We start from the raw sequence: 21543 nt of genomic DNA, 5'->3' as shown, positions 1-21543 counted from the left end.
CTGGAACGGCACGCCCGCGCCGGGGCCGGTCCCGACGGACGGCCGGGCGGACCGGCGGCCGGGCTCGCGGCGTGGTTCCGGGCCCTGCGCGGCTGGCGGCGCGTCGGCGTCGCCGCGCTGGCCGGCGCGGTCGGCGCCCTCGCGATGCCGCCCTTCGGGCTGCTGCCGGCCCTCGCCCTCTCGCTGACCGTCGCGGTCTGGCTCCTCGAGGGCGTGGCGGCCCGCGGCCTCGGCTCCGCCGCAGGCCTCGGCTGGGCCTGGGGCTTCGGCTACTTCGTCGCCGGGCTGTGGTGGCTCGGCTCCGCCTTCCTGGTCGAGGCCGACGAATTCGCCTGGGCCCTCCCCCTCGGGGTGGTGGGGCTCCCCGCCGGCCTCGGGCTGTTCAGCGCCGCGGGCTTCGCGGCGGCGCGCCTGCTCTGGTCGCCGGGGCCGGCGCGGATCGCCGCCCTGGCCTTCGGCCTCTCCGGCGCCGAATGGCTGCGCGGGCACGTGCTCACCGGCTTCCCCTGGAACACCCTCGGCATGGCGCTCGGCCAGAACGCCTGGCTGATGCAGGGGGCGGCCGTCGTCGGCCTCTACGGGCTCACCCTCCTCGCGGTCCTGATCTGCGCGTCCCCCGCCGCCCTCGCGGACGGGGCGAGCCCCCGGGCGCGCTACGGCCCCGTGGCTGCCGCCGCGATCGTGCTCCTCGCCCTCGGCCTCTACGGGGCGGCCCGGCTCGACCCGGCGCCCGGCCCCACGGTCGCGGGCGTGCGCCTGCGCCTCGTGCAGCCGAACCTGCCCCAGGACGCCAAGTTCCGGCCCGAGAACCGCGAGGACATCCTCGACCGCTACATCGCCCTCAGCACCGAGGCGCCAGGGCCCGGCGAGCCGGCGCCGACCCACATCGTCTGGCCCGAATCCGCCTTCCCGTTCCTGATCCAGCGCCAGCCGGACGCGCTCGCCAAGATCGGGGGCGCGCTGAAGCCCGGGCAGCACCTCATCACGGGGGCCGCCCGCGCGGACGAGGCGCTGCCCGGCGAGCGCCTGCGCTACTACAACGCGATCATGACGATCGACCCGCCGGGCGTGATCACCGACAGCTACGACAAGGTGCACCTCGTGCCCTTCGGCGAGTACCTGCCGGGCCCCCTCGACGCCCTCCTGCGCATGGTCGGGCTCCGCCAGTTCGTGGCGATCCCGGGCGGCTTCACGGCGGGCGACCCGACCGGCCAGCGCATCCTCGACATCGCCGGCCTGCCGCCGGTGGCCGGCACGATCTGCTACGAGGCGATCTTCCCCGGCGCCGTGGTGCCGGCCCCCCGCGAGACCGGCGCGGAACGCCCTCCCGGGCTGATCCTCAACGTGACGAACGATGCCTGGTTCGGCGACACGCCGGGGCCGCGCCAGCACCTCGCGCAGGCCCGGCTGCGGGCGGTGGAGGAGGGTCTGCCGCTGGTGCGCGACGCCAACACCGGCATCTCCGCGATCATCGACGCCTACGGGCGCGTCACCGCGGCGACGGCCCTCGGCGAGGAGACGGTGCTCGATGCCGACCTGCCGGCCCGCATTCTCGGCCGCACGCCCTACGCCCGGGCGGGTGACTGGCCGTTCGCCCTGATGCTGGGGGCGGCCTTCGCCGCCGCCCTTCGGGCGACGCTCCGCGCGCGGCACGCGTGAGGGCCCCCCTGCAGCGCCCGCACCCCCTGGTCCTCGGGTTCGGCCTCCTCCTCATCGCCTTCAACCTGCGCCCGGCGCTCACCACGGTCGGCCCGCTCCTGACGACGATCCAGGCCGAATCAGGCCTCAGCGCGTCCGGCGCGGCGCTCCTCACCACCCTGCCGGTGCTCTTCCTCGGCCTCGCCAGCGCGCTCGGCCCCCTCTGCGCCCGCACCCTCGGGGCGGATCGCGGGATCCTCGCCGCGACGGCCCTGATCAGCCTCGGGCTCGCCACGCGCATCGCCGGGGGCCTGCCCGCCCTGTTCCTCGGAGCCTGCCTGTCGGCGGCCGGCATCGGCCTCGCCGGGGTGCTGCTCCCGGGCCTCGTCAAGCGCGACTTCCCCCGGGCGGCGGGCTCCATGACCGGCGCCTACACGAGCGTCCTCTGCCTCGGGGCCGCCGCCGGCGCCGGGCTCACGGTGCCGCTGCGGGACTGGCTCGCGGCCGGCTGGTCGCCCGCGCTCGCCGCCTGGGCCGTGCCGGCCGCGGCGGCGGCCCTCGTCTGGCTGCCCTTCGCCCTCGGCGCTCCCGCTCGGGCGGCCCGGCCCGCCGCGGGCCGGCGCTCGCCACTGTGGCGGGACCGCCTGGCCTGGCAGGTCACGGGCTTCATGGGCCTGCAATCGTCGCTGGCCTACATCCTGTTCGGCTGGATTCCGGCGGTGCTCCAGAGCCGTGGCCTAGACCCCGTCCAGGCCGGGTTCGTCGCGTCCCTGATGAGCGTGGGCCAGGCCCCCGCCGCCCTCCTGGTGCCGCCGCTCGCCGCGCGGCTGCGCGACCAGCGCCCGTTCGTGGCGATCCTCATCGGCATCGACGCCCTCGCGTTCCTCGGCGTGCTGCTGCTGCCGCCGGCCCTCGTGGCCCCGTGCACGCTGCTCCTCGGCGCCGGCCTCGGCGGTACTTTCGGGCTCGGGCTCACGATCATCGTGCTGCGTGCCCCCGACGCCGCGGGCGCGGCCGCCCTCTCGGCCATGGCGCAGGGGATCGGCTACGCGGTGGCGGCGCTCGGCCCCCTCGCCTTCGGCCTCGCCCACGAGGCGACCGGCGGCTGGTACCTCTCCGCAGCGATCTACTGCGCGCTCGCCCTCGGGAGCTTCCTGTTCGGCCTCGGGGCCGGCCGAAACCGCCTGGTCGGCTCGGGCGGGCCCATCCAGGGCGGGGCCCCGCCGCCCGCGGCCGGCTGAGGTCGCGACAGCCGCGATCGTCCGCCGTCACTTCGCGGTGAGCAGCGCCCAGTAGACCTTGTACTTCGAGTTCGGCGCGTAGGCCGTCGCGATGCCCATGCGGGTGGCGCGCGGGTCGAGCATCACGGCGTTGTGGGGCGGGCTGTCCCGCCAGCCCGAGAAGGCCTCGGCGAGGGTGTGGTAGCCGGCCGAGAGGTTGGCGTTGGCCGCTCCGTAGCCGAGGCGCTCCACCGCCGTCTTGACGGTGGCCGCCTGGCTCGGCCTGTCGGCCGCGGCCATGGCGGCGGCCTCGGCCTCGGCGAGGCGCTGCAGGTCGGGGTCGATGGCGAGGGCCGCCTCGCCGCGGTTTCGCCGGTAGGCGGAGATCATCTCGCGCGCCGCGCCCGTGTCGAGCTGGGCGGTGTTCGTGGTCAGGGGCCAGTACAGGCTCGGCAGGGCCGCCGTGGTCGTGGGCGCGTCCGTGGCGCAGGCCGAGAGCAGCGCCGCACCGCCGAGCACCATGGCCCGCGCCCCGTGCCCGACCCACCCGAGAACCCGATCGCTCACGTCCCTGCCCTCCCGCACGTGCACCGCGCCGCCGGGTCTAAGCGGCGGGGCGTTACGAATTCGCTCCGGCGCTGCGCCGGACCGGGGAGCGCATCGGCTCCGCGTCGCTGCCGTCCGCCGGTTTGTCCGGCATCGTCCGCACGAACTGTGCGGCGATGTCGCCCATCGCGCCCTGCAGGCCGTCGAGCCCCTGCACCGTGACGATGCTGGCCCCCGGGCCGAGCGGGGGGATGAAGCCGGCGTCAGATAAGGTCTTGAAGACCGCGAAGTTCAAGTCCGTCTGCACCTTCTGGCCGAGGCCGACATCGACCACCATCGCGTAGAGCTCGAACTCGAGGAAAGGGTCGCCGATCTTCTTGAAGAAGATCCGCGGCGCGGGCTCCTTGAGCACGTCCGGATGGGCGGCCGCGCAGGCGACGATCATCTCGGCGGCCTTCACGGGGTCCTGGTTGCGCAGGACGCTGACGCCGATCACCACCCGCCCCGTGCGGTCGCCCCGCACGCGGTTCTTCACGACGCCCGAGATCAGGTTGGAGTTCGGCACGATCACGGCCGAGCGGTCGAAGGTCTGGATCTCGGTGGAGCGCACCGAGATGCGCTTCACGATGCCCTCGCTGTCGCCGATCAGCACCTGGTCGCCGACCCGGATGGGCCGCTCCCACAGGAGCAGCAGGCCGGACACGAAGTTGTTGACGATCGACTGGAGGCCGAAGCCGATACCGACCGACAATGCGCCGGCCACGATGGTCAGCTTCTCGAGGCTGAGGCCGAGATACGAGAAGGCGACCGCCAGCGTCAGCAGGAAGCCGCAATAGCCGGTGACCGTCGAGATCGAGTTGCGCAGGCCCGCGTCGAGGTCCGTCGCGGGGAGGTAGGTCAGCTCCATCCAGCGCTGGATCGCCCGGGTCACGAACACGCCGAGGATCAGGATGCCCACCGCGAGCGCGATGGTGGACAGGGAGATCGTGACGTCCCCGACCTTGAAGCCGAAGAAGGCCGTGCGGATCGACGAGAAGATGTCGGTGGAGTCGAGCCCCCAGGGCGCGAGCGCCAGGAGCGCCGCCACGAGGATCAGGAGCACCCGGAGGGCGCCGGTCGAAAGCACCGCGATCTGGTTCAGCGAGCGCTTGCGCAGGCCCGTGTTGGCCTGCAGCGTCGTGGCGAAGCGCGTCTCGTCCTTCAGCGACCCGCCCACGAAGGTGTCGGAGCTCTGGACCAAGAGGTAGAGCAGCGCGATCAGGCACCCGGTCCAGATCAGCTGGTCGATCAAGAAGGCCGAGAACGCCACGTAGCCGGTCACCGCCGCGACCGCGATGACGCCGACCGCGGCCCAGCCCGCGAGGCGCGCCGGCCCGCCGAGGCCCGTCGTCGTCCGCGTGGGCACGTAGGGGCCGAAGCAGGCCTCCTCCTCGTCGGAATTGTCCGCGAACCGGTGGAGGCCGACCGCGAGGATCAGGGCCGTGGCGATCGCCCCGATGCCCCGTGTGGCGATCGAGACCGGAAGCGCCGCCGAGATGCCGGAGTTCAGGGCCTCGATGGCCTTCACCACGGTGATCACCGTGGCGATGCCGACCGCGAGGCGCGTCACCCGGCCCGCTGCCGCATCGCTGACCGGCGCCGGCCGCCAGGCCGGCTTCTCGGGCGACAGGAGCGCGTCGCAGAGCGCCTCCACGAAGGCGATGAAGGCGAGGCCGCCCAGGATGGCGCCCGCCACCGGCAGCAGGCGGGAGGGCAGGAGGTCGGTGGCGTCGAGGGCGTAGTAGACGGCGTAGGACCCGGCCACGGCCGGCACGGTGCCCAGCAGCACCACCCGCCAGGCGGCGAGGAGCTGCTCGCGACGGCTCGGCTCGACCCGGGCGAGGTCGCGCCGGCCGAGGCGGGGCGCGATGTTGCGGCGGCCGAAATACAGGGCGATCGAGACCCCGAAGGCGACGCCGAGGAGGATCAGGTTGAGGAGCGTGCCGTTGCGCTGGAACAGCAGCCCGATGTCGGAGAGCGCGCTCTGCAGGGCTCGGCCGTCCCGGGGCAGGTCCTCCATCACCCGGGTCCAGAGGGACGGCGTGACGAGGGACTGGCTGCGCGCGAACAGGTCCTTCGTGAAGGATTCGCGCCGCCGGTTCGAGATGCGGTCGACGAGCTGGTCGGACTGCACGAGGAGCGCGCGGGCGAGGCGCTGCGTCTCGTCGATGCGCACCACCGAGGCCTCGCTCGCGGCGCGCTGCTGGGCGACCTCGGCGCTCTCCTGCGTGTCCTTCGGCTTCGGCCCGAGCTGGTTGAGCCGCTCCCGCGCGGCCTCCAGCGGCGCCTCGAGGTTGCTGATGATCTCGCGGATGCCGTCGGCCACCGGGCCGATGCCCTCGCGGATGCGGCTCAGGTCCGCCGGGGTGAGGTTTGGCCGCTCCAGCTCCTTCTGGCGCGCCTCGAGGTCGGCGCGGGCGGCATCGAGCTTGGCGCGCGTCGCCTTGTAGGCCTCGGGGACCACCGGCGGCTGGGCCGGGGCGGCCTCGGGCTTGCCCTCCGCCTTCTGCCCGGCCGGCGCCGTGCCCTGCGCCGTTCCCGGAGCGGCCCCCTGGGCATTCTCCTTGGCGTTCTCCTGGGCGGGCTTCGCCGGAGGCTCCTGGGCGTCCGTGGGGTGGGGCATCGCCAGGAGGGTGCCGAGGAGTGCCGCCAGGATCGCGAGGCGTCGGCTGCGGCCGGGGAGGCTTCGATTCATGGACATCCTTGTGCGGGCGCCGGCCTGCCGGGGCACGGGCGCATGGGGCGCGGCGGCTTTCCCGCCAGGCCCGGATTCTCCGGCCTCCATAAGGCGAAAGGCCCGCCGCGGCCACCCGGGGCCGCGGGGTCCGCCGAACGGGACCGCCGCGAGCCTGTGGGTGCGGCGCGGGCCGCGACCCCGCGAACCTTCACAAGCCTGTCACGGTGATATTAGACTAAGCCCCGATGGACAGGGCCTTTTCGCTTTGGCGCGAGGAGGCGGGGCCGCTCACCAGCTTCGGCCGGCCCCGCGGCGCTTCGCGTGTCACCGCCCCCGCCGGCCGCCGTGGCCGGCCGGCCGTCCCGCCTATCGCGAGCGCCCTGATGCACCCGCGCCCTGGTCGCGCCTCCGCGCGCCGCGACGCGTCGCTCCTCTGCGGCGATCCGGGCCCGGCGGAAACCCGCCACTTCCACGCCTGCGTGGCAGCGCGCCGACCGCATCCCGCGCGTTGTCCCCCAGACGATCCGTTCCGAGAGTCGCGCCGATGATGGACCTTCAAACCCTCGTCCTGAACGCGGATTACCGGCCGCTCTCCTACAATCCCCTCTCGCTCTGGTCCTGGAAGGATGCCTTCACCGCCCTGTTCCTCGACCGCGTGACGCTGGTGGCGAGCTACGACGTCGAGGCGCGCTCGCCGAGCCGCGCCCTGAAGGTCCCGAGCGTCGTCGCCCTGAAGAACTACGTCACCCTCGCCCGCACGCCGGCCTTCACGCGCTACAACATTTACCTGCGCGACGGCTTCTCCTGCCAGTATTGCGGCCTGCGCCTGCCCTCGGGCGGCCTGACCTTCGACCACGTCGTGCCGCGCTCGCGGGGGGGATTGTCGACCTGGGAGAACGTCGTCGCGGCCTGCAGCCCGTGCAACCTGCGCAAGGCCAACCGCACGCCGGGGGAGGCCGAGATGCCGCTCATCAACGAGCCGCGCCGCCCCACCCGCTACGAGCTGCACCACCGCCAGCCGGAATTCGACCACCGGCAGTACCACCACACCTGGCTCGACTACCTCTACTGGGACAGCGAGCTGGACAGCTGAGCCTCACTCGCCGGGGAATCGGCGCGGCGGCTCGTTGTAGATGGGCAGGTAGGTCGCGCGCGGCACGTAGGCGTGGTAGCGCGGGCCGCCCGGCGGCGGGACGAGGGGCAGCACCCGCGGGGGCAGCGGCCGGTAGCGCGGATCCCGGTAGGCGAGCTCGGGCGGGAGCGGCCGGCGCACCGGATGGCCCATGGCCCCGTGGGGACGGTGACCGGAGGCCGCCGCGTCGAGGCGCGGCTCGCCCGCCTGCACGGCGCCGATGCCGGTGAGGATCGTCAGGCCGAGGCCCAGGGCCACGGGGCGCAGCGCGCGGATGGGCATCGGTTCCGTCTCCGGCTTCAGGCGCGTCGTCAGAACTTCACGGCCGCGCCGCCGCGGACGGTGTTGAGGTTCACCTTGTGGCCGTCGAAGTCGTTGAGCAGCACGTACTGATACTCGCCGCGCAGGACGATGTTCGAGGTCAGCGCGAATTCAAGGCCCGCACCGAGGGCGACGCCGGCGACGACCTTCGTCTTGGCCTGCTTGACGGTCTGAACGTCCGGTACGCTGCCCTCCGGGTTCGACTGGCTGAAGGCGCTGTACCCGAAGTTGTTGACGTAGGCCGGAGCCGCGCCGTTCGTCACCGCCTGGTTCGCGTTGAAGGTCGCGAGGTTGTAGCCGTAATGCTGGACGTTGACGGCATCGACGATGAGCGCGCGGCCGACCGCGACGCCGCCGGTGACGAACGGCATGAAGTTGCCGAGCGCGTAACCGGCGCGCGCACGGATGGTGCCGTAGTCCTGGACGCGGGTCGAGGTGACGCCGGCCAGCTCGACCGATTCCTTGAAATCGCCGTTCATCTTGACGCGGCCGATGCTGTCGTAGCTCGATCCGTACTTGCCGAACCGGGTGTAGTCGCCTTCGATGCCGATCACGACGTCATCGAACTGGAAGTTGTAGCCTGCGATTGCGCCGTAGGTCGCGCTGTCGACGCGCTGCGATCGCGCGGAGAGCAGCGTCGATGCTCCGAAGATCGATTCGGCCGTCGAGTCGTGCGTCCTGCTGTAGACGAGCGGCTGGAAGACGTTCTTGAAGTCGAGCGCGGCCGAGCTGTATCCGCCGTGCCCGCCCAGATAGACGCCGCTCCAGTCGATCAGGGGCGCCGGCGGCTCGTATTCGGGGCCGCGCAGGTAGCCGTAATCGAGGTCCGCGGCCTGCGCGGCCGTCCAGCCGCACGCGCTGAGACCCGCGATGAGGGCAAGGGTGACGGTACGCATCGAAATCGTCCTCGGGGCGTCGAGCCGACAGACGGCTGGCCGATGCGGTATTCGTACCGCAGTAACCTTAACCGACCGTTGCGTTGACGCGGCGCTCAAGCACCGGTCCTGGGACACGACTGCCCTCGTGATGGGAGAGCGCGCCCTGTGCTTCGGCGCGTGCCGCGAAGGTCACGCCCGTCCAAACCATCCGGAACGACAAAAGGGCGGCGCGGACCCTCAAGGTCCGCGCCGCCCCGAAGGCGTCGCGATGAAGCGGTGATCAGTACTTGCTGACGAGCGGGCCCGGCGCCGGCTGATAGTCGGCCATCAGCGGGGGCAGCGGCGCCGCGATGCCGCCGCCGAGGAGGTAGCGCAGGCCGATCTTCACGTCGTGCGCCTCGACGTCCTTCACCTTGATGCCGGGCTGGGGCGAGGAGCAGCACGGCACGCTGCCGTAACCGGTCTTCACGGTGCCGAGGTTCAGGTAGCGGTAGGCCAGTTCGACCTTGAACAGGTCGGTGACGTTGTAGGCGAGACCGGCATGCAGGGCCCAGGCGAAGCTCGCCGTGGACTTGTCCTTGTACCAGGTGCCGCCGGACTGGGTCTGGTAGACCACGTTTCCGTTGCCGTCGTACTGCAGGTGGCGCGACCAGCTGCCGTCGCACTTGCACTGCTCGTAGCCGTAGTTCGGGCCGGTGAAGTTCTCGGAGGTCGAGAAGCCGGAGGTGTGGTTGAAGGCCACGCCGACGCCGCCGCCGACGAACGGCGTGATGCCGTACCAGGTGCCGAGATCGAAGTAGGCGTTGGCGAGGACGACCGCCGAATCGAAGCTGCCGGTGGACTTGTTGTAGCCGTAGGAGCCGTAGCCGAACTCGTCCACGCCGCCCTGGTAGTAGCTGCTGCCGCGCAGGCCCGTGGAGAAGCGGTACTCGCCGGTCACGTCGCCGCGCAGGAAGCTGTTGAACTGGTAGCCGACGCCGACGCCCGCGAAGCCGCCGCTGCCGACCGCGTTCTGGAAGCTGACCTCGTTCGACTTGTAGCCCGGGTGCTTGTCGTAGCCGTAGGTCGAGTAGACCGGCTCGTCGTAGATGCTCACGCCGACGTCGCCGCGCAGGTACCAGCCGCCGCCGACCTCGATGGGTGGGGGCGCGGGCGGCGGCGGCGGGGGCGGCAGCAGATCGGCGGCCTGGGCGAGGCACGGCGCGCCCACGCTCGCGACGAGCGTCAGGGAGCGCGCCAAGGCAGAAAGCTTGGAGCGGGCCATAAGTGTTCCTTCACTCAGCGGTGTGCCGGAATCCCGATGCGCCGGCCGCGATGACGTGCGGATCATGGCCGCGAAGGTCTTAAATCGGGCTTAACGTTAAATCTTAGCCTTGCGCGCCGAGGCTAGTTTTCCTGGAGAGCCTCGAAAGCGGCGCGGGACGATCGCGCGCGTCGCGCGTTGCTCGTGCGGATGCGGGCAAGCCCGCGAGGAGAGGCACCCGCATGACGAAACTGTTCACCGCTCAGGTTCGCGACTCGTCCGGCCTGCGCCCCCTCGTCACCGTGCGGGCGGCCGCCGAGGGCGAGGCGCGCCTGTTCCTCGAAGCGGCCTATCCGGAGGCGGTGATCGAGGCGGTCGCGGAGCCGGCCGACTGGGCCTCGGATGCCGATACGGGCAGCCGCGCCGGGGACATCCGTGAGCATCCGGGCGCCACCTGGCAGCCGCCCGGCGGGGGCGTGAGCTGAGCCGATGGCACCCGAGGACGTGCGGGCCATCGCCCTCATGCTCCCCGAGGTGATCGAGGGCGCGCACCAGGGCAACGCCGATTTTCGCGTCGCCGGCCGGGTCTTCGCGACGCTCTGGACGCTCGAGGACCGCACGGTCCTGCGTCTGCCGCCCGAGCAGCAGGCGATGCGCGTCGAGGCGGAGCCCGAGCTGTTCGCGCCGGTCCCGGGCGCCTGGGGACGCCGCGGCTGGACGAACCTCGACCTGCCCGAGTGCGACGAGGAGACCCTGCGGAGCGCGCTCCTCGCCGCTTGGCTCGCAACGGCGCCCCCCGCCCTCGCGGCGGTCTACGATCCGGCGTGAGGCGGTGCGGACGATCTGAGCGATCGAGCCTCCAGCGTAGCCCGCCGGCTCCGGGCGAAAAAAAGCCCCGCACGGCTGGGCCGTGCGGGGCGCGTCAGTCAGTCGGTGCGGCTCTGCTTACTCGGCCGCGACCCGATGGGCGTTGCCGCCCTCCGTGAAGGTCTCGGGCTGCAGGCGCTTGCCCGGGGCGGCGCGGCCCGGCAGCGGCGGCAGGGCCTTGGCCTTCTCCAGGTCGATGCCGGCGCCCTCGGCGACGCGGCGGCCGTAATCCTCGTCCGCGTGCCAGAAGTGCCAGACCATCCGGAGCTGGATCGCCTCGGGGCACTCCTTCATGTCGGCGACGAGGTTCGCGATGAGGTCCTCGCGCTCCCAGTCCTCGAACGAGCGGTAGCGGACGCCGGCCTGGGTGTAGTCGTCCTCGGTGCGGCTGGTCTGGTAGCGGCCGAGCTCACCGCTGACCGGCTGGTGGTAGTCCTTCTTCTTCGGCGCCTCGGCGAGCCCCTCGCCGATCGTCGAGGGCTCGTAGTTGATGTGTCGGTTCCGGCCCGTGCCGTCGACCGTGTAGGTCATCTGGCCGTCGCGCTGGTTCGAGTAGACCTTCACGCCGGGCTGCGGCGCGTTGATCGGGAGCTGGAGGTAGTTCGCGCCGACGCGGTAGCGCTGCGTGTCCGAGTAGGACAGCGTGCGCCCCTGCAGCATCTTGTCGTCCGAGAAGTCGATGCCGTCCACGAGGACGCCCGTGCCGAAGGCCGACTGCTCGACATCCGCGAAGAAGTTGTCCGGCACCCGGTCGAGGACCATGCGGCCGACGGGCAGCAGGGGGAACTGGTCCACCGGCCACAGCTTCGTGTCGTCGAGGGGATCGAACGAGAGGTGGTCGTTCGGGCCGTCCGGCATGATCTGCACGCAGAACTCCCACTCCGGGAAGTTGCCGGCTGCGATGTTGTCGTAGAGGTCCTGCGTGGCGTGGCCGACGTTCTTGGCCTGGATCGCCTCGGCCTCGGCCGAGGTGAGGTTGCGGACGCCCTGCTTCGGCTCCCAGTGGAACTTGCAGAGCACCGCCTCGCCCTGGTCGTTGACGAGCTTGTAGGTGTTGACGCCCGAGCCCTCCATCTCGCGGTAGTTCGCGGGAATTCCCCAGGGCGACTTCAGGTGCGTCACCATGTGGATCGACTCGGGGTGCGCGGCCACGAAGTCGAAGAAGCGCCACGCCTCCTGCCGGTTCGTCACCGGGTCAGGCTTGAACGCGTGGATCATGTCGGGGAACTTGATCGCGTCGCGGATGAAGAAGACCTTGAGGTTGTTGCCCACGAGGTCCCAATTGCCGTCGACGGTCTTGAACTTCACCGCGAAGCCGCGCGGGTCGCGCGCCGTCTCGGGGCTCTCCTTGGCGCCCGCCACGGTGGAGAAGCGCACGAACATCGGCGTCTTCACGCCGGTCTCGTTGAGCACGCGGGCGCGGGTATACTTGGAGGCCGGCTCGTTGCCGATCCGTCCGTAGGCCTCGAAGTAGCCGTGCGCGCCGGCGCCGCGGGCATGCACCACGCGCTCCGGGATCCGCTCGCGGTCGAAGTGGGTGATCTTCTCGATGAACTGGTAGTTCTCGAGCGTCGCCGGGCCCCGCTCGCCGACCGTGCGCGTGCTCTGGTTGTCGCGGACCGGATGGCCCTGGCGGGTCGTCAGTGTGGGACGTTGCTCGCTCATGCGTCGCTCTCTCCTGAAACCAAGGGGTCCGAACGCCGATCACCCCGCTAGGGGCAACGCGGCCAGCCTGGAACCGTTCTGGTGAGCCGTTATGAAGGCCGCGTGACCGTGTGGCAAATGCATCGTCGCAAACATCGTGATAGATGCTGCCTATGAATTTGAGCGGCCTGTCCCTGCGCGACCTCGAATACGTGGTAGCGATCGCCGACGAGGGCCATTTCGGCCGGGCCGCGGAGCGCTGCAACGTCAGCCAGCCGACGCTGAGCGTCCAGACGCGCAAGCTGGAGGCGGCGCTCGGCCTCGTGCTGTTCGAGCGCTCGAACCGGCGCGTGCTGCTCACCCCGGCCGGCCAGGCGATCGTCCGCCAGGCGCGGGCCGTGCTGGCCGAGGCCCAGCGCCTCCTCGCGCTCGCGAGCGAGAGCCGCGGCGCGCCGCTCACCGGGCGCCTCGTGCTCGCCGCGATCCAGACGCTGGGCCCCTACTTCTTCCCCCTCGTCCTGCGCACCCTGCGCCAGGAGTTTCCGCTGCTCGCTCTCGCGCTGTCCGAGGCGCGCACCGCCGAGATCCTCGACGGCCTGCGCGACGGGCGCATCGACGCCGCCCTCGTCTCCCTGCCGGTGGCCGCCTCGGGCCTCACCGTGGCGCCACTCTTCGTCGAACCCTTCTGGCTGACCTGCCCGGCGGACCACGCCCTCGCACAGGGTGGGGCCCTGCGGGCTGGCGACATCGCGGGGCCGGACCTCCTCCTCCTCGACGAGGGCAACTGCCTGCGCGACCAGACGCTCGCCGCCTGCCGCGCGGGCGGCACCGCGGGCCGTCACGCCACCAGCCTCGAGACCCTGCGCTCGATGGTGGCGGCGGGGGCGGGCTACACCCTCCTGCCGGCCCTCGCGGTGCCGGGTGGGCCGGACCCCTCCGGCCTCACGGTGACGCGCAGCTTCGACACGGACGGGCCCGGGCGCACCATCGCCCTGGTCTGGCGGTCGAGCGATCCCCGGGCCGCGGGACTTGCGCATCTCGCCGCCTTCTTCCGCGGCAACACGCCCCAGGGCACCGTCGCCTGCCGGGACGGGGCACCTGCTGGCCCCGAGATCGGGTCCGGGGTCCCCCGCACCGTGACAGCGTGACCGGGAGGGTGTAGCGCCCGCGCAAGCCCCCCCCTCCTGCCGAGCCCATCCGTGAAGTCCGTCGTCACCTGGATCCTGCTGCTTGCCGCGTCGGCACTGCTCGCCGGCGCGCTCAGCCTCGCCCGGTTCCCGGCGGCGCTCCTCCTCGGGCCGATGCTCGTGGCGATCGTCTTCGGGGTGCGGGGCGTGCGCCTGCGCCTGCCACGAGCGGCCTTCCAGGGCGCGCAGGCGCTGATCGGCTGCCTCGTCGCCCACGCGGTCACGGCCGAGATCGCCCGCACCATCCTCGACGACGGGCCCATCATCCTCCTCGTGGTCGGCGTCACGGTGCTGGCCGGCGGCCTCGTCGGCTACGTGCTGACGCGGATGCGGGTGCTGCCCGGGACCACCGCCGCCTGGGGCTCCTCGCCCGGCGGGGCCGCCGCCATGGTGGCGATGGCCGAGGCCTACGGCTCCGACCCGCGCCTCGTCGCCTTCATGCAGTACGTGCGGGTGGCGGCGGTGGTGCTCTCGGCCTCCGTGGTCGCACGCCTCATCACCGGCGGAGAGCCGGCGGGCTCTGCCTCGGTCCCGGTCGCGGAGGCTCCCGCCCTCCTGCCGGTTCTGGTCACGCTGGCGGTGGCGGCCGGCGGCGCCGGCCTCGCCCTGGCCCTGCGCCTGCCCGCCGGCGCGCTCATCGGCCCCATGATCCTCGGGGCGGCGCTGCACGCCACCGGCATCGCGAGCATCACCCTGCCCCCGCTCCTGCTCGACGCGGCCTACGCGGTGATCGGCTGGTACGTCGGCCTGCGCTTCACCCGCGAGACCCTGCGGGAGACGGTGCACGCCCTGCCCGGCGTGCTCGTCGCGACGCTCGCGGTGATCGCCCTCTGCGCCGGCTGGGCGCTCGGGCTCACGCACCTCCTCGCCATCGACTTCCTCACGGCCTTCCTGGCCACGAGCCCCGGCGGCCTCGATTCGGTGGCGATCATCGCCGTCGGCTCGAAGGCCGACGTCTCGTTCGTTCTCGCGGTGCAGACGCTCCGGCTGTTCGTGGTGCTGCTGACCGGGCCCATGCTCGCACGGCTGATCGCCCGCACCGCGCCGGAGGCATCTTAATTCCGTGCCCATTATTGGCGATTAGGCTGTCCACCCCTGCCCCGAACGAGCCCGGCCGACCCGTGGACGCCCTCCTCCTCGCCTTCCTGAATTCCTGGCGCGGCCTCGTGCACGGCGCCCGCACCGAGCGGGCCGTGCGCCAGGAGCTCGCGCTGCTCGCCCTCGGCGTGCCGGTCGCGCTGATCCTCGGGCAGAGCCTGTGGGTGCGCGTGGCGCTCATCGGCGCCCTGCTCCTGATGCTCGCGGCCGAGTTCCTGAACACGGCGATCGAGAAGCTCTGCGACCACCTCCACCCGGGCCGCCACCCCGCCATCGGCACCGTGAAGGACCTCGCCTCGGCCGGCGCCTTCCTGGCCCAGGCGGTCGCTGCGCTGGTCTGGATCGCCGCGCTGATCGAGCGGATCGGCTGAGGCGGGGCCGCGCCCTCGCAAAGTCGCGCCCGAAGGGCTATGTGGCGGGCTCGCCAGCCCCCCGTCGCCGCATCGCCCGAAGGCGTCCCCGACCCGTGACCGACTACATCCGCAAGATCCTCACCGCCCGCGTCTACGACGTCGCGATCGAGAGCCCCCTCGACGCGCTGCCGCGCCTGACCGCGCGGCTCGGCCGGCCGATCCTGCTGAAGCGCGAGGATCTGCAGCCGGTCTTCTCGTTCAAGCTGCGCGGCGCCTACAACAAGATGTCCGGGCTCTCGGCGGAGCAGCTCGCCCGCGGCGTCATCTGCGCCTCGGCCGGAAACCACGCGCAGGGCGTGGCGCTGGCCGCCGCCCGCCTCGACGTGCGGGCCGTGATCGTGATGCCGCGCACGACCCCCGCCATCAAGGTCGATGCCTGCCGGGCCCGCGGCGCCGAGGTGGTGCTGCACGGCGACACCTTCGACGAGGCGCTCGCCGAGGCGCGCCGCCGCGAGGAGGCGGACGGCCTGACCTTCCTGCACCCGTTCGATGATCCCGAGGTCATCGCCGGCCAGGGCACCATCGGCATGGAGATCCTGCACCAGCATTCCGGGCCGATCGAGGCGATCTTCGTGCCGATCGGCGGCGGCGGCCTGGCGGCCGGTATCGCCACCTTCGTCAAGTACCTGCGGCCCGACACCAAGGTGATCGGCGTCGAGCCGGACGATGCCGCCTGCATGGCCGCGGCGCTCGCGGCCGACGAGCGGGTGACGCTGCCGAGCGTCGGCCTGTTCGCCGACGGCGTCGCCGTGCGACAGGCCGGCGCCGAGACGTTCCGGCTCTGCCGCGAGCACCTCGACGGCGTGGTGACGGTCGACACGGACGCCATGTGCGCGGCGGTCAAGGACATCTTCGACGACACCCGGGCGGTCTCGGAGCCCTCGGGCGCGCTGAGCCTCGCGGGCGCCAAGGCCTGGGCCGCCGAGAACGGCGGCACTGGCACGCTGATCGCGATCTCGTCGGGCGCCAACCTCAACTTCGACCGGCTCCGCCACATCGCGGAGCGGGCCGAGATCGGCGAGGAGCGCGAGGTCCTGCTCGCCGTCACCATCCCGGAGCGGCCGGGCGCCTACCGGGCCTTCATCAACGCCCTCGGCCCCCGGGCCATCACCGAGTTCAACTACCGCTACGCGAAGGGCGCGGAGGCACAGATCTTCGTCGGCATCAACCTGCCGGGCGGCCGGACCGAGAAGCGGGCGCTCGTCGGCGCCCTGACGGACCAGGGCTACCGCGTCGTCGACATGAGCGACAACGAGATGGCCAAGGTCCACGTCCGCTACATGGTGGGCGGCCGGGCCCAGGGCATCGCCGACGAGCGGCTCTACCGGTTCCAGTTCCCCGAGCGCCCGGGCGCGCTGCTCAAGTTCCTGGACGCGCTCGGCGACGCCTTCAACCTCACCCTGTTCCACTACCGGAACCACGGCGCGGATTACGGCCGCGTCCTCGCGGGCATCCAGGTGCCGCGGGTCGAGCAGGACCGGTTCGCGGCGGCGCTCGAAGCGCTGGCCTACCCGTACTTCGACGAGACCGGCAACCCGGCCTACCGGCTGTTCCTGGACGAGTCGGCGGACTGAAGGGACGCGCGTCGTCGCCGCGAAGTCCCTCGCCTCAAGGCTCAACCGCCTCGACTGACACGACGCCCTCGGTCGCGCGCAGGCGCTGGGCGATGGCCTCGACGCTGGTGCGGGAGAGCCGCACGAAGGAGATCGTCACGGTGTCGTGCCCCTCGGTCTCGCCGGGCGCCACCACGAAGCGGCTCACCCGCGAGGCGCGGGCGCCGCTCGCCCGCTGCAGGGTGTCGATGGAGACCGCGTCGCGTCGCACCACCAGCCGCAGCTCCCGGCTCTGCATGCGGCCCCGCCAGTTCTCCTCGATGGGCTTCACGCCGGCCAGGATCGCGATGACGAGGAGCGTCGCGAAGAGGCCCGGCACGTAGAGCCCGCCGCCCACCGCGAGGCCGACCGCCGCCACCGCCCAGAGGCTCGCGGCAGTGGTGAGCCCCTTCACCACCTCGCCGCGCAGCAGGATCGTGCCCGCGCCGAGGAAGCCGATGCCCGAGACCACCTGCGCGGCGACGCGGGAGGGATCGAGGACGATGCCGGGCTGGCCAAGCACGTCGCCGAAGCCGAAGGCCGAGACCAGCATGATCAGGCACGAGCCGGTGCAGACCAGCATGTGCGTGCGCAGGCCCGCGGCCCAGAGCAGGCGCTCCCGCTCGAGCCCGACCAGGCTGCCGAGGGCGGCCGCCAGCGCCAGGCGGCCGATCATCTCGCCGTTGCCGATCACGGGCGTCAGGCCGGTCCGAGGGCGGCCTTCTCGACCTCGTAGGCCGCCCGGACGGCCGCCTGCCCGTAGGCGCGCTCCAGCCGGCGGACCGTGAAGTGGGCGCGGGCCATGCCCTGGAAGTGGTTCATGAACACGGCGTTGACCGCCGCGCCCCCGAAGGCGCCGAGGACCGGCACCGCCTGCGCGGCCACCTTCTGCGAGACCACGATGCCGAAGCGCGCGGCGATCTGCGCCGAGAAGCGGATGAGGGCGGGCGCTGCCTCGTCGAGGAGGGCCCGGCTGCCGGCGTAGCGGGCGGCCTCCGCCATGGTCTTGGCGAGCGCCGCGCGGACCGCGAAGTAGCCGCTCTCTGCGAGGCCCGTTTCGCTGCCGCGGCCGCCGAGGGCGAAGACCTGCACGCAGGCGAGCGCGCCCTCCGGCGTGTCCACGTTCTCCCCCTCCTCCCGCGCGATCTCGGCGATGGAGCGGAGCATCAGGGTGGTCGAGACCGGCAGCTCGACCGCGAGCGTCGCGAGGCCGAAGGCGCCCCCGACCGCGCCCGAGACCGCCGCCAGCGCCTTGTGGGTGGTCTCGCTCGACGCGAACAGGCGGGCGAAGCGGCCCTCCGCCCGTGCCTCGACGGGGGCCACAGTGGTGCCGGGCGCGACGCCCTCGACCTTCGGCAGCGTGGCGAGCGCCACCCGCAAGGCGCCCCGCATCGCGGTCTCGGTGGAGCGCGCCACCGCATCGGTGACGGGGGCCGGCAGCGTGCGGCCGATCATGTCGAGGGGCGCGCCCGCCGCAGCCGAGAGGCGCGCGGCGAGGCCGGGACGCTCGAGCACCTGCACCGCCCGGCGCAGGGCGGCGAGGTCCGCCTCGCTCAGGGTCCGCGGGCTGCCGTCGACGGGGGTCGGCAGGGTCTCGCCGGCGAGGGTGATGTCGCTCACGTCTGAATCCCCCGGGTTGGCACCCCCGCGGGGGCGAACGGAACGGTCAGAGCAAGCCGCAGGCCCCGGGGTTGGTTCCGGCGCGCCGAGGCCGCGCGGGCACGATCGTGCGAGCGGGCGCGGGATCACGCCGGGATCACGCCTTGACGGCGACCCCCTCCTCGGGCGGTGCCCCGGCCGCGGGCTCAGCATCCTCCCGGCCCTCGCGCAGGGCGATGAGGGCGAGGCACAGCAGCGCCACCGGAATGCCGATCGCGGCCGAGGCCGCGAAGAAGCGGGGATAGCCCATGGCGTCGACCATGAAGCCCGAGAAGCCGCCGACGAACTTGCCCGGCAGCGCGTAGAGCGAGGACAGCAGCGCGTACTGCGTCGCCACGAAGCCGGACGCGGTCAGGCTCGACATGTACGCGATGAGCGCGGTGCCGGCGAAGTTGCCCGCGAAGTTGTCGATCGAGATGCTGACGACGAACAGCATCGTGTCGTGGCCGCTCACCGCCAGCCAGGAGAACATCAGGTTGGAGGCCGCCGCCACGATGCCGCCGACCAGGAGCGAGGCCTGGAGCCCGAAGCGGATCACCGCCCAGCCGCCCGCGAGCGCCCCGACCACGCCGACGATCACCCCGTAGACCTTGGTCACGTTGGCGATCTCGGTGAGGGTGAAGCCCTGCTCGATGTAGAAGGGCTGGGCCATCACGCCCGAGATGATGTCGGGCAGGCGGTAGAGCATGATCAGGGACAGGATCAGCACCAGGCGCGCGCCCTTGCGGCGCACGAGGTCGCCGAAGGGCTCGACCACGGCGATCTGCAGGGTGCGGCCGATCGAGCGCCGGCCGCCATCGGCGTCCTGCGCGGGATCGCGCTCGGGGTCCTGGCGCGGCGCGAGCAGGGTCGCGCCGAGCCCGACGAGCATCAGGAGCGCCATGGCGCCGTAGGCCGGCGACCAGCCCGCCCCCTGTGCGATGTAGAGGGCGCCCGCCCCCGCGAAGGCGCGGGCCACGGCGTAGCCGAGCTGGTAGGCCGCGAGCATCACGCCCTGGCGCTCGGTCGGCGCGGCATCGATGCGCCAGCTGTCGACCACGATGTCCTGCGTCGCCGAGGCGAAGGCGGTGACGAGCGCGCAGATCACGATGAAGCTTAAGGAGGCCGCAGGATCGCCCTGGCTCATGCCGATGAGGCCGGCGGCGACGCAGACCTGCGAGGCGAGCATCCAGGCCCGCCGCCGGCCGAGGCGCGCGGCGAGCCACGGCAGGTCGAGCCGGTCGATCACCGGCGCCCAGACGAACTTCAGCGAGTAGGCGAAGGAGACGTACGAGAGCAGGCCGATGCTGGTGCGCTGGATGCCGGCCGTCGCCAGCCACGCGGACAGCGTCGAGAACACCAGCAGGATCGGCAGGCCGCAGGCGAAGCCGAGCGCCAGCATGAGCGCGATGCGGGCGTCGTCCAGGATGTCGCGCAGGGTGAGCCTTGCGCGGACAGGCGCCTTACGGCCGCTCCGGGACGTGTCGTCGGCGGCACCCTGGGGGTGCGGCGGGGCAGCCATGCATGGAACTCCTTCGGCTCGCGCGCCTTGATCCGCAAAAATCGTGGCAGCCTTGGGCCGCGGGACCAAAGCACACGGGCGCCGGGCGGCGCGATCGGGGGATCATGGTGCCGGCATCGTTAACGCACGCCTCGCACAATTGCGGTGGATGCGACCTCGGCGGGTGGAACTTGCCCGTGAGCGGTCTGTTCGGTTCGAAGGATACTCGTGGTCGGGGCGCGTCGGCCCTCTTCCGGGGCGCCCGTCCGACCCTGGGCCGGCGTGTGGCCGGGTGCCCGAAAGCTCGACCGGCCGTGCGATGAAGGATCTCGAACCGTTTCCGGAAAGCGTCGCCGCCGGCGGCGAGATCTTTGTATCCGCGTTCGACGCGAGCCCGACCCCGATGGTGGTGACGGACCCGCGCCGGGACGACCATCCGATCGTCTGGGTGAACGAAGCCTTCGTGCGGCACACCGGCTACGAGCGCAGCGAGATCCTCGGCCGGAACTGCCGCTTCCTGCAGGGCAGCGATTCCGACCCGGCGGTGATCGGGCAGATGCGCCGGGCGATCGAGTCGGGCGGCCCGACCGAGTGCGAGGTCCTCAACTACCGCAAGGACGGCACCGCCTTCTGGAACGCCATGACGATCAATCCCGTCCGCGATGCCGCCGGGCAGGTGATCTACTACTTCGCCGCCCAGGCCGACATGACCGACAAGTATCGCCTGGAGGTCGCCATGCGGGGCGCCAACGACGAGCTGGAGCGGCTCGTGAGCGCCCGCACCGCCGACCTGCAGGCGGCGCTGGAGCAGAAGACGGCGCTGCTCCACGAGGTCGACCACCGGGTGAAGAACAACCTCCAGGTCATCTCCTCGCTGATGCTGCTCAAGGCGCGCCGCACGCCGGAAGGCGAGGCCCGCGACGCCCTGCAGGCCATGGCGGACCGGATCGGGGCGCTCTCGACCGCACACCGGATGCTCTACTCGGCGGGCGACGTGACCCGCTTCAGCCTCGATGCCTTCACGTCCGACCTCCTGGCCGACCTCAGTGCCGGGCTCGACCCGGAGCGCACCCGGGTGGCGGCGGCGGTGGACCCGATCGCGGTCTCGGCCGCCATGGCGGCGCCGCTCGCCCTGATGATCCACGAACTCGCGACCAACGCGGTCCGCCACGCCTTTCCGGGCGAGCGCGGCGGCAGCGTCCGCATCACGGCGCAGCGCAACGCGTCCGGGTTCCGGCTCCTGGTGGAAGACGACGGGATCGGCATCGGCGCCGCGCCCCCGAACCCTGCGGGCTTCGGGCGAAGCCTCGTCGAGATGGTGGTGCGGCAATTGCGCGGGACTATCGCGTGGCGGGAAGGCTCGCCCGGAACTCACGTGGAGATCGGCATTCCGCTCGATGGCGCCAACGCCGATCTTCTGTAAGCTCACGCGTGCAGGCCGCCTCGACGCGTCCGTGCCGATCATCCGGGAGGCGTCATGTCGGCCGAGCCAACGCTGCGCATCCTCGTCGTCGAGGACGAGGTTCTGATCGCGCTCGAGCTGGAATACCTGCTGGACGACCTCGGACACGTGACCGTCGGCATCGCCGGAAGCTCCGCCGAAGCCATCGCCCTCGGACGCTCCACCGCCCCGGACGTCGCCCTGGTGGACATCCACCTCGTCGACGGCCCGACCGGCGTCGAGGTGGCCCGGGCGCTGAGCGCCGACCCACGCACAACGGTGGTGTTCATGACCGCGAACGCCAAGCGCATCCCGGAGGACTTCGCCGGCGCCCTCGGCGTGATCGCGAAGCCCTACTCCGAGCGGGTGGTGGCGAGCGCCCTCGACTACGTCGCCGCGTGCCGCGCCAACGGACGCGCCACCTGCGTCGTGCCGGACGGCCTCAGCCTCGCGCCGGTCGCCTGAGCG

General features: G+C 72.3%; 20 protein-coding genes. 11 read left to right on the top strand and 9 right to left on the bottom strand.

Annotated features, from left to right (window positions below; translation table 11 throughout):
- Both lnt and ACLBXP_RS20635 read left to right on the top strand, forming a co-directional pair.
- Positions 1–1659: an apolipoprotein N-acyltransferase gene (gene lnt, locus ACLBXP_RS20640; protein ID WP_447669783.1), complete on the top strand. Its 1659-nt coding sequence runs from the start codon at positions 1–3 to the stop codon at positions 1657–1659.
- Positions 1656–2879 carry an MFS transporter gene (locus tag ACLBXP_RS20635; RefSeq protein WP_447669674.1) on the top strand — a complete coding sequence of 408 codons (1224 nt, stop codon included), beginning with the start codon at positions 1656–1658 and terminating at the stop codon, positions 2877–2879. Before lnt ends, ACLBXP_RS20635 begins: the two co-directional genes overlap by 4 nt.
- A gap of 27 nt (positions 2880–2906) precedes the next feature.
- Here the strand turns inward: ACLBXP_RS20635 and ACLBXP_RS20630 are convergent, their stop codons facing one another.
- The gene (locus ACLBXP_RS20630; RefSeq protein WP_447669782.1) at positions 2907–3380 is read right to left on the bottom strand and encodes a CAP domain-containing protein; all 474 of its coding nucleotides are present in this window, start codon (positions 3378–3380) and stop codon (positions 2907–2909) included.
- Positions 3381–3477: 97 nt separating this feature from the next.
- Positions 3478–6138: a DUF3772 domain-containing protein gene (locus tag ACLBXP_RS20625; protein ID WP_447669673.1), complete on the bottom strand. Its 2661-nt coding sequence runs from the start codon at positions 6136–6138 to the stop codon at positions 3478–3480.
- A gap of 526 nt (positions 6139–6664) precedes the next feature.
- Here ACLBXP_RS20625 and ACLBXP_RS20620 point away from each other — a divergent pair.
- Positions 6665–7213 carry an HNH endonuclease gene (locus ACLBXP_RS20620; RefSeq protein ID WP_447669672.1) on the top strand — a complete coding sequence of 183 codons (549 nt, stop codon included), beginning with the start codon at positions 6665–6667 and terminating at the stop codon, positions 7211–7213.
- A 3-nt stretch (positions 7214–7216) separates the two neighbouring features.
- Here ACLBXP_RS20620 and ACLBXP_RS20615 read toward each other — a convergent pair whose 3' ends face one another.
- The 3 genes from ACLBXP_RS20615 to ACLBXP_RS20605 form a co-directional block, all read right to left on the bottom strand.
- Positions 7217–7534, bottom strand: coding sequence for a hypothetical protein (locus ACLBXP_RS20615; RefSeq protein WP_447669671.1), 318 nt, complete (start codon positions 7532–7534; stop codon positions 7217–7219).
- 29 nt (positions 7535–7563) lie between these two features.
- Positions 7564–8469 (bottom strand): outer membrane protein, encoded by a 906-nt coding sequence (locus ACLBXP_RS20610; protein ID WP_447669670.1) that lies wholly within the window; start codon positions 8467–8469, stop codon positions 7564–7566.
- Between the two features lie 262 nt (positions 8470–8731).
- Positions 8732–9715, bottom strand: a complete 984-nt coding sequence (locus ACLBXP_RS20605) for an outer membrane protein (protein ID WP_447669669.1) — start codon at positions 9713–9715, stop codon at positions 8732–8734.
- 221 nt (positions 9716–9936) lie between these two features.
- Between ACLBXP_RS20605 and ACLBXP_RS20600 the strand changes: the two genes are divergently transcribed.
- Together ACLBXP_RS20600 and ACLBXP_RS20595 are read left to right on the top strand one after the other, a co-directional pair.
- On the top strand, positions 9937–10179 hold the full coding sequence (locus ACLBXP_RS20600) for a hypothetical protein (protein WP_447669668.1): 243 nt from the start codon (positions 9937–9939) through the stop codon (positions 10177–10179).
- A gap of 4 nt (positions 10180–10183) precedes the next feature.
- Positions 10184–10522: an MmcQ/YjbR family DNA-binding protein gene (locus ACLBXP_RS20595; protein WP_447669667.1), complete on the top strand. Its 339-nt coding sequence runs from the start codon at positions 10184–10186 to the stop codon at positions 10520–10522.
- 117 nt (positions 10523–10639) lie between these two features.
- Here the strand turns inward: ACLBXP_RS20595 and ACLBXP_RS20590 are convergent, their stop codons facing one another.
- On the bottom strand, positions 10640–12226 hold the full coding sequence (locus ACLBXP_RS20590) for a catalase (RefSeq protein ID WP_447669666.1): 1587 nt from the start codon (positions 12224–12226) through the stop codon (positions 10640–10642).
- Between the two features lie 152 nt (positions 12227–12378).
- Here ACLBXP_RS20590 and ACLBXP_RS20585 point away from each other — a divergent pair, with 152 nt between their 5' ends.
- The 4 genes from ACLBXP_RS20585 to ilvA all read left to right on the top strand — a co-directional run bounded on the left by ACLBXP_RS20585 (position 12379) and on the right by ilvA (position 16477).
- Positions 12379–13353 carry a LysR substrate-binding domain-containing protein gene (locus ACLBXP_RS20585; protein ID WP_447669665.1) on the top strand — a complete coding sequence of 325 codons (975 nt, stop codon included), beginning with the start codon at positions 12379–12381 and terminating at the stop codon, positions 13351–13353.
- A 51-nt stretch (positions 13354–13404) separates the two neighbouring features.
- Positions 13405–14451: an AbrB family transcriptional regulator gene (locus tag ACLBXP_RS20580; protein ID WP_447669664.1), complete on the top strand. Its 1047-nt coding sequence runs from the start codon at positions 13405–13407 to the stop codon at positions 14449–14451.
- Positions 14452–14513: 62 nt separating this feature from the next.
- Positions 14514–14861 (top strand): diacylglycerol kinase, encoded by a 348-nt coding sequence (locus ACLBXP_RS20575; RefSeq protein WP_447669663.1) that lies wholly within the window; start codon positions 14514–14516, stop codon positions 14859–14861.
- Between the two features lie 95 nt (positions 14862–14956).
- On the top strand, positions 14957–16477 hold the full coding sequence (gene ilvA / locus ACLBXP_RS20570; protein ID WP_447669662.1) for a threonine ammonia-lyase, biosynthetic: 1521 nt from the start codon (positions 14957–14959) through the stop codon (positions 16475–16477).
- A gap of 34 nt (positions 16478–16511) precedes the next feature.
- Here ilvA and ACLBXP_RS20565 read toward each other — a convergent pair whose 3' ends face one another.
- The 3 genes from ACLBXP_RS20565 to ACLBXP_RS20555 form a co-directional block, all read right to left on the bottom strand.
- Entirely contained in the window at positions 16512–17189 is a 678-nt protein-coding gene (locus ACLBXP_RS20565) for an MgtC/SapB family protein (RefSeq protein ID WP_447669661.1), read from the bottom strand.
- Positions 17190–17194: 5 nt separating this feature from the next.
- Positions 17195–18115, bottom strand: a complete 921-nt coding sequence (locus tag ACLBXP_RS20560) for an EcsC family protein (RefSeq protein ID WP_447669660.1) — start codon at positions 18113–18115, stop codon at positions 17195–17197.
- Positions 18116–18251: 136 nt separating this feature from the next.
- A complete protein-coding gene (locus ACLBXP_RS20555; protein ID WP_447669659.1) occupies positions 18252–19655 on the bottom strand; it encodes an AmpG family muropeptide MFS transporter in 1404 nt (467 codons plus the stop codon).
- A gap of 298 nt (positions 19656–19953) precedes the next feature.
- Between ACLBXP_RS20555 and ACLBXP_RS20550 the strand changes: the two genes are divergently transcribed.
- Both ACLBXP_RS20550 and ACLBXP_RS20545 read left to right on the top strand, forming a co-directional pair.
- Entirely contained in the window at positions 19954–21057 is a 1104-nt protein-coding gene (locus tag ACLBXP_RS20550) for a histidine kinase dimerization/phosphoacceptor domain -containing protein (protein ID WP_447669658.1), read from the top strand.
- Between the two features lie 54 nt (positions 21058–21111).
- Positions 21112–21540: a response regulator gene (locus ACLBXP_RS20545; RefSeq protein WP_447669657.1), complete on the top strand. Its 429-nt coding sequence runs from the start codon at positions 21112–21114 to the stop codon at positions 21538–21540.
- Positions 21541–21543 lie beyond the last annotated feature (3 nt).

The organism is Methylobacterium sp. A54F, from assembly GCF_053346035.1.
The sequence above is the reverse complement of the archived record's forward strand: the minus strand, read 5'-3'. Positions and strand labels throughout refer to the sequence as shown.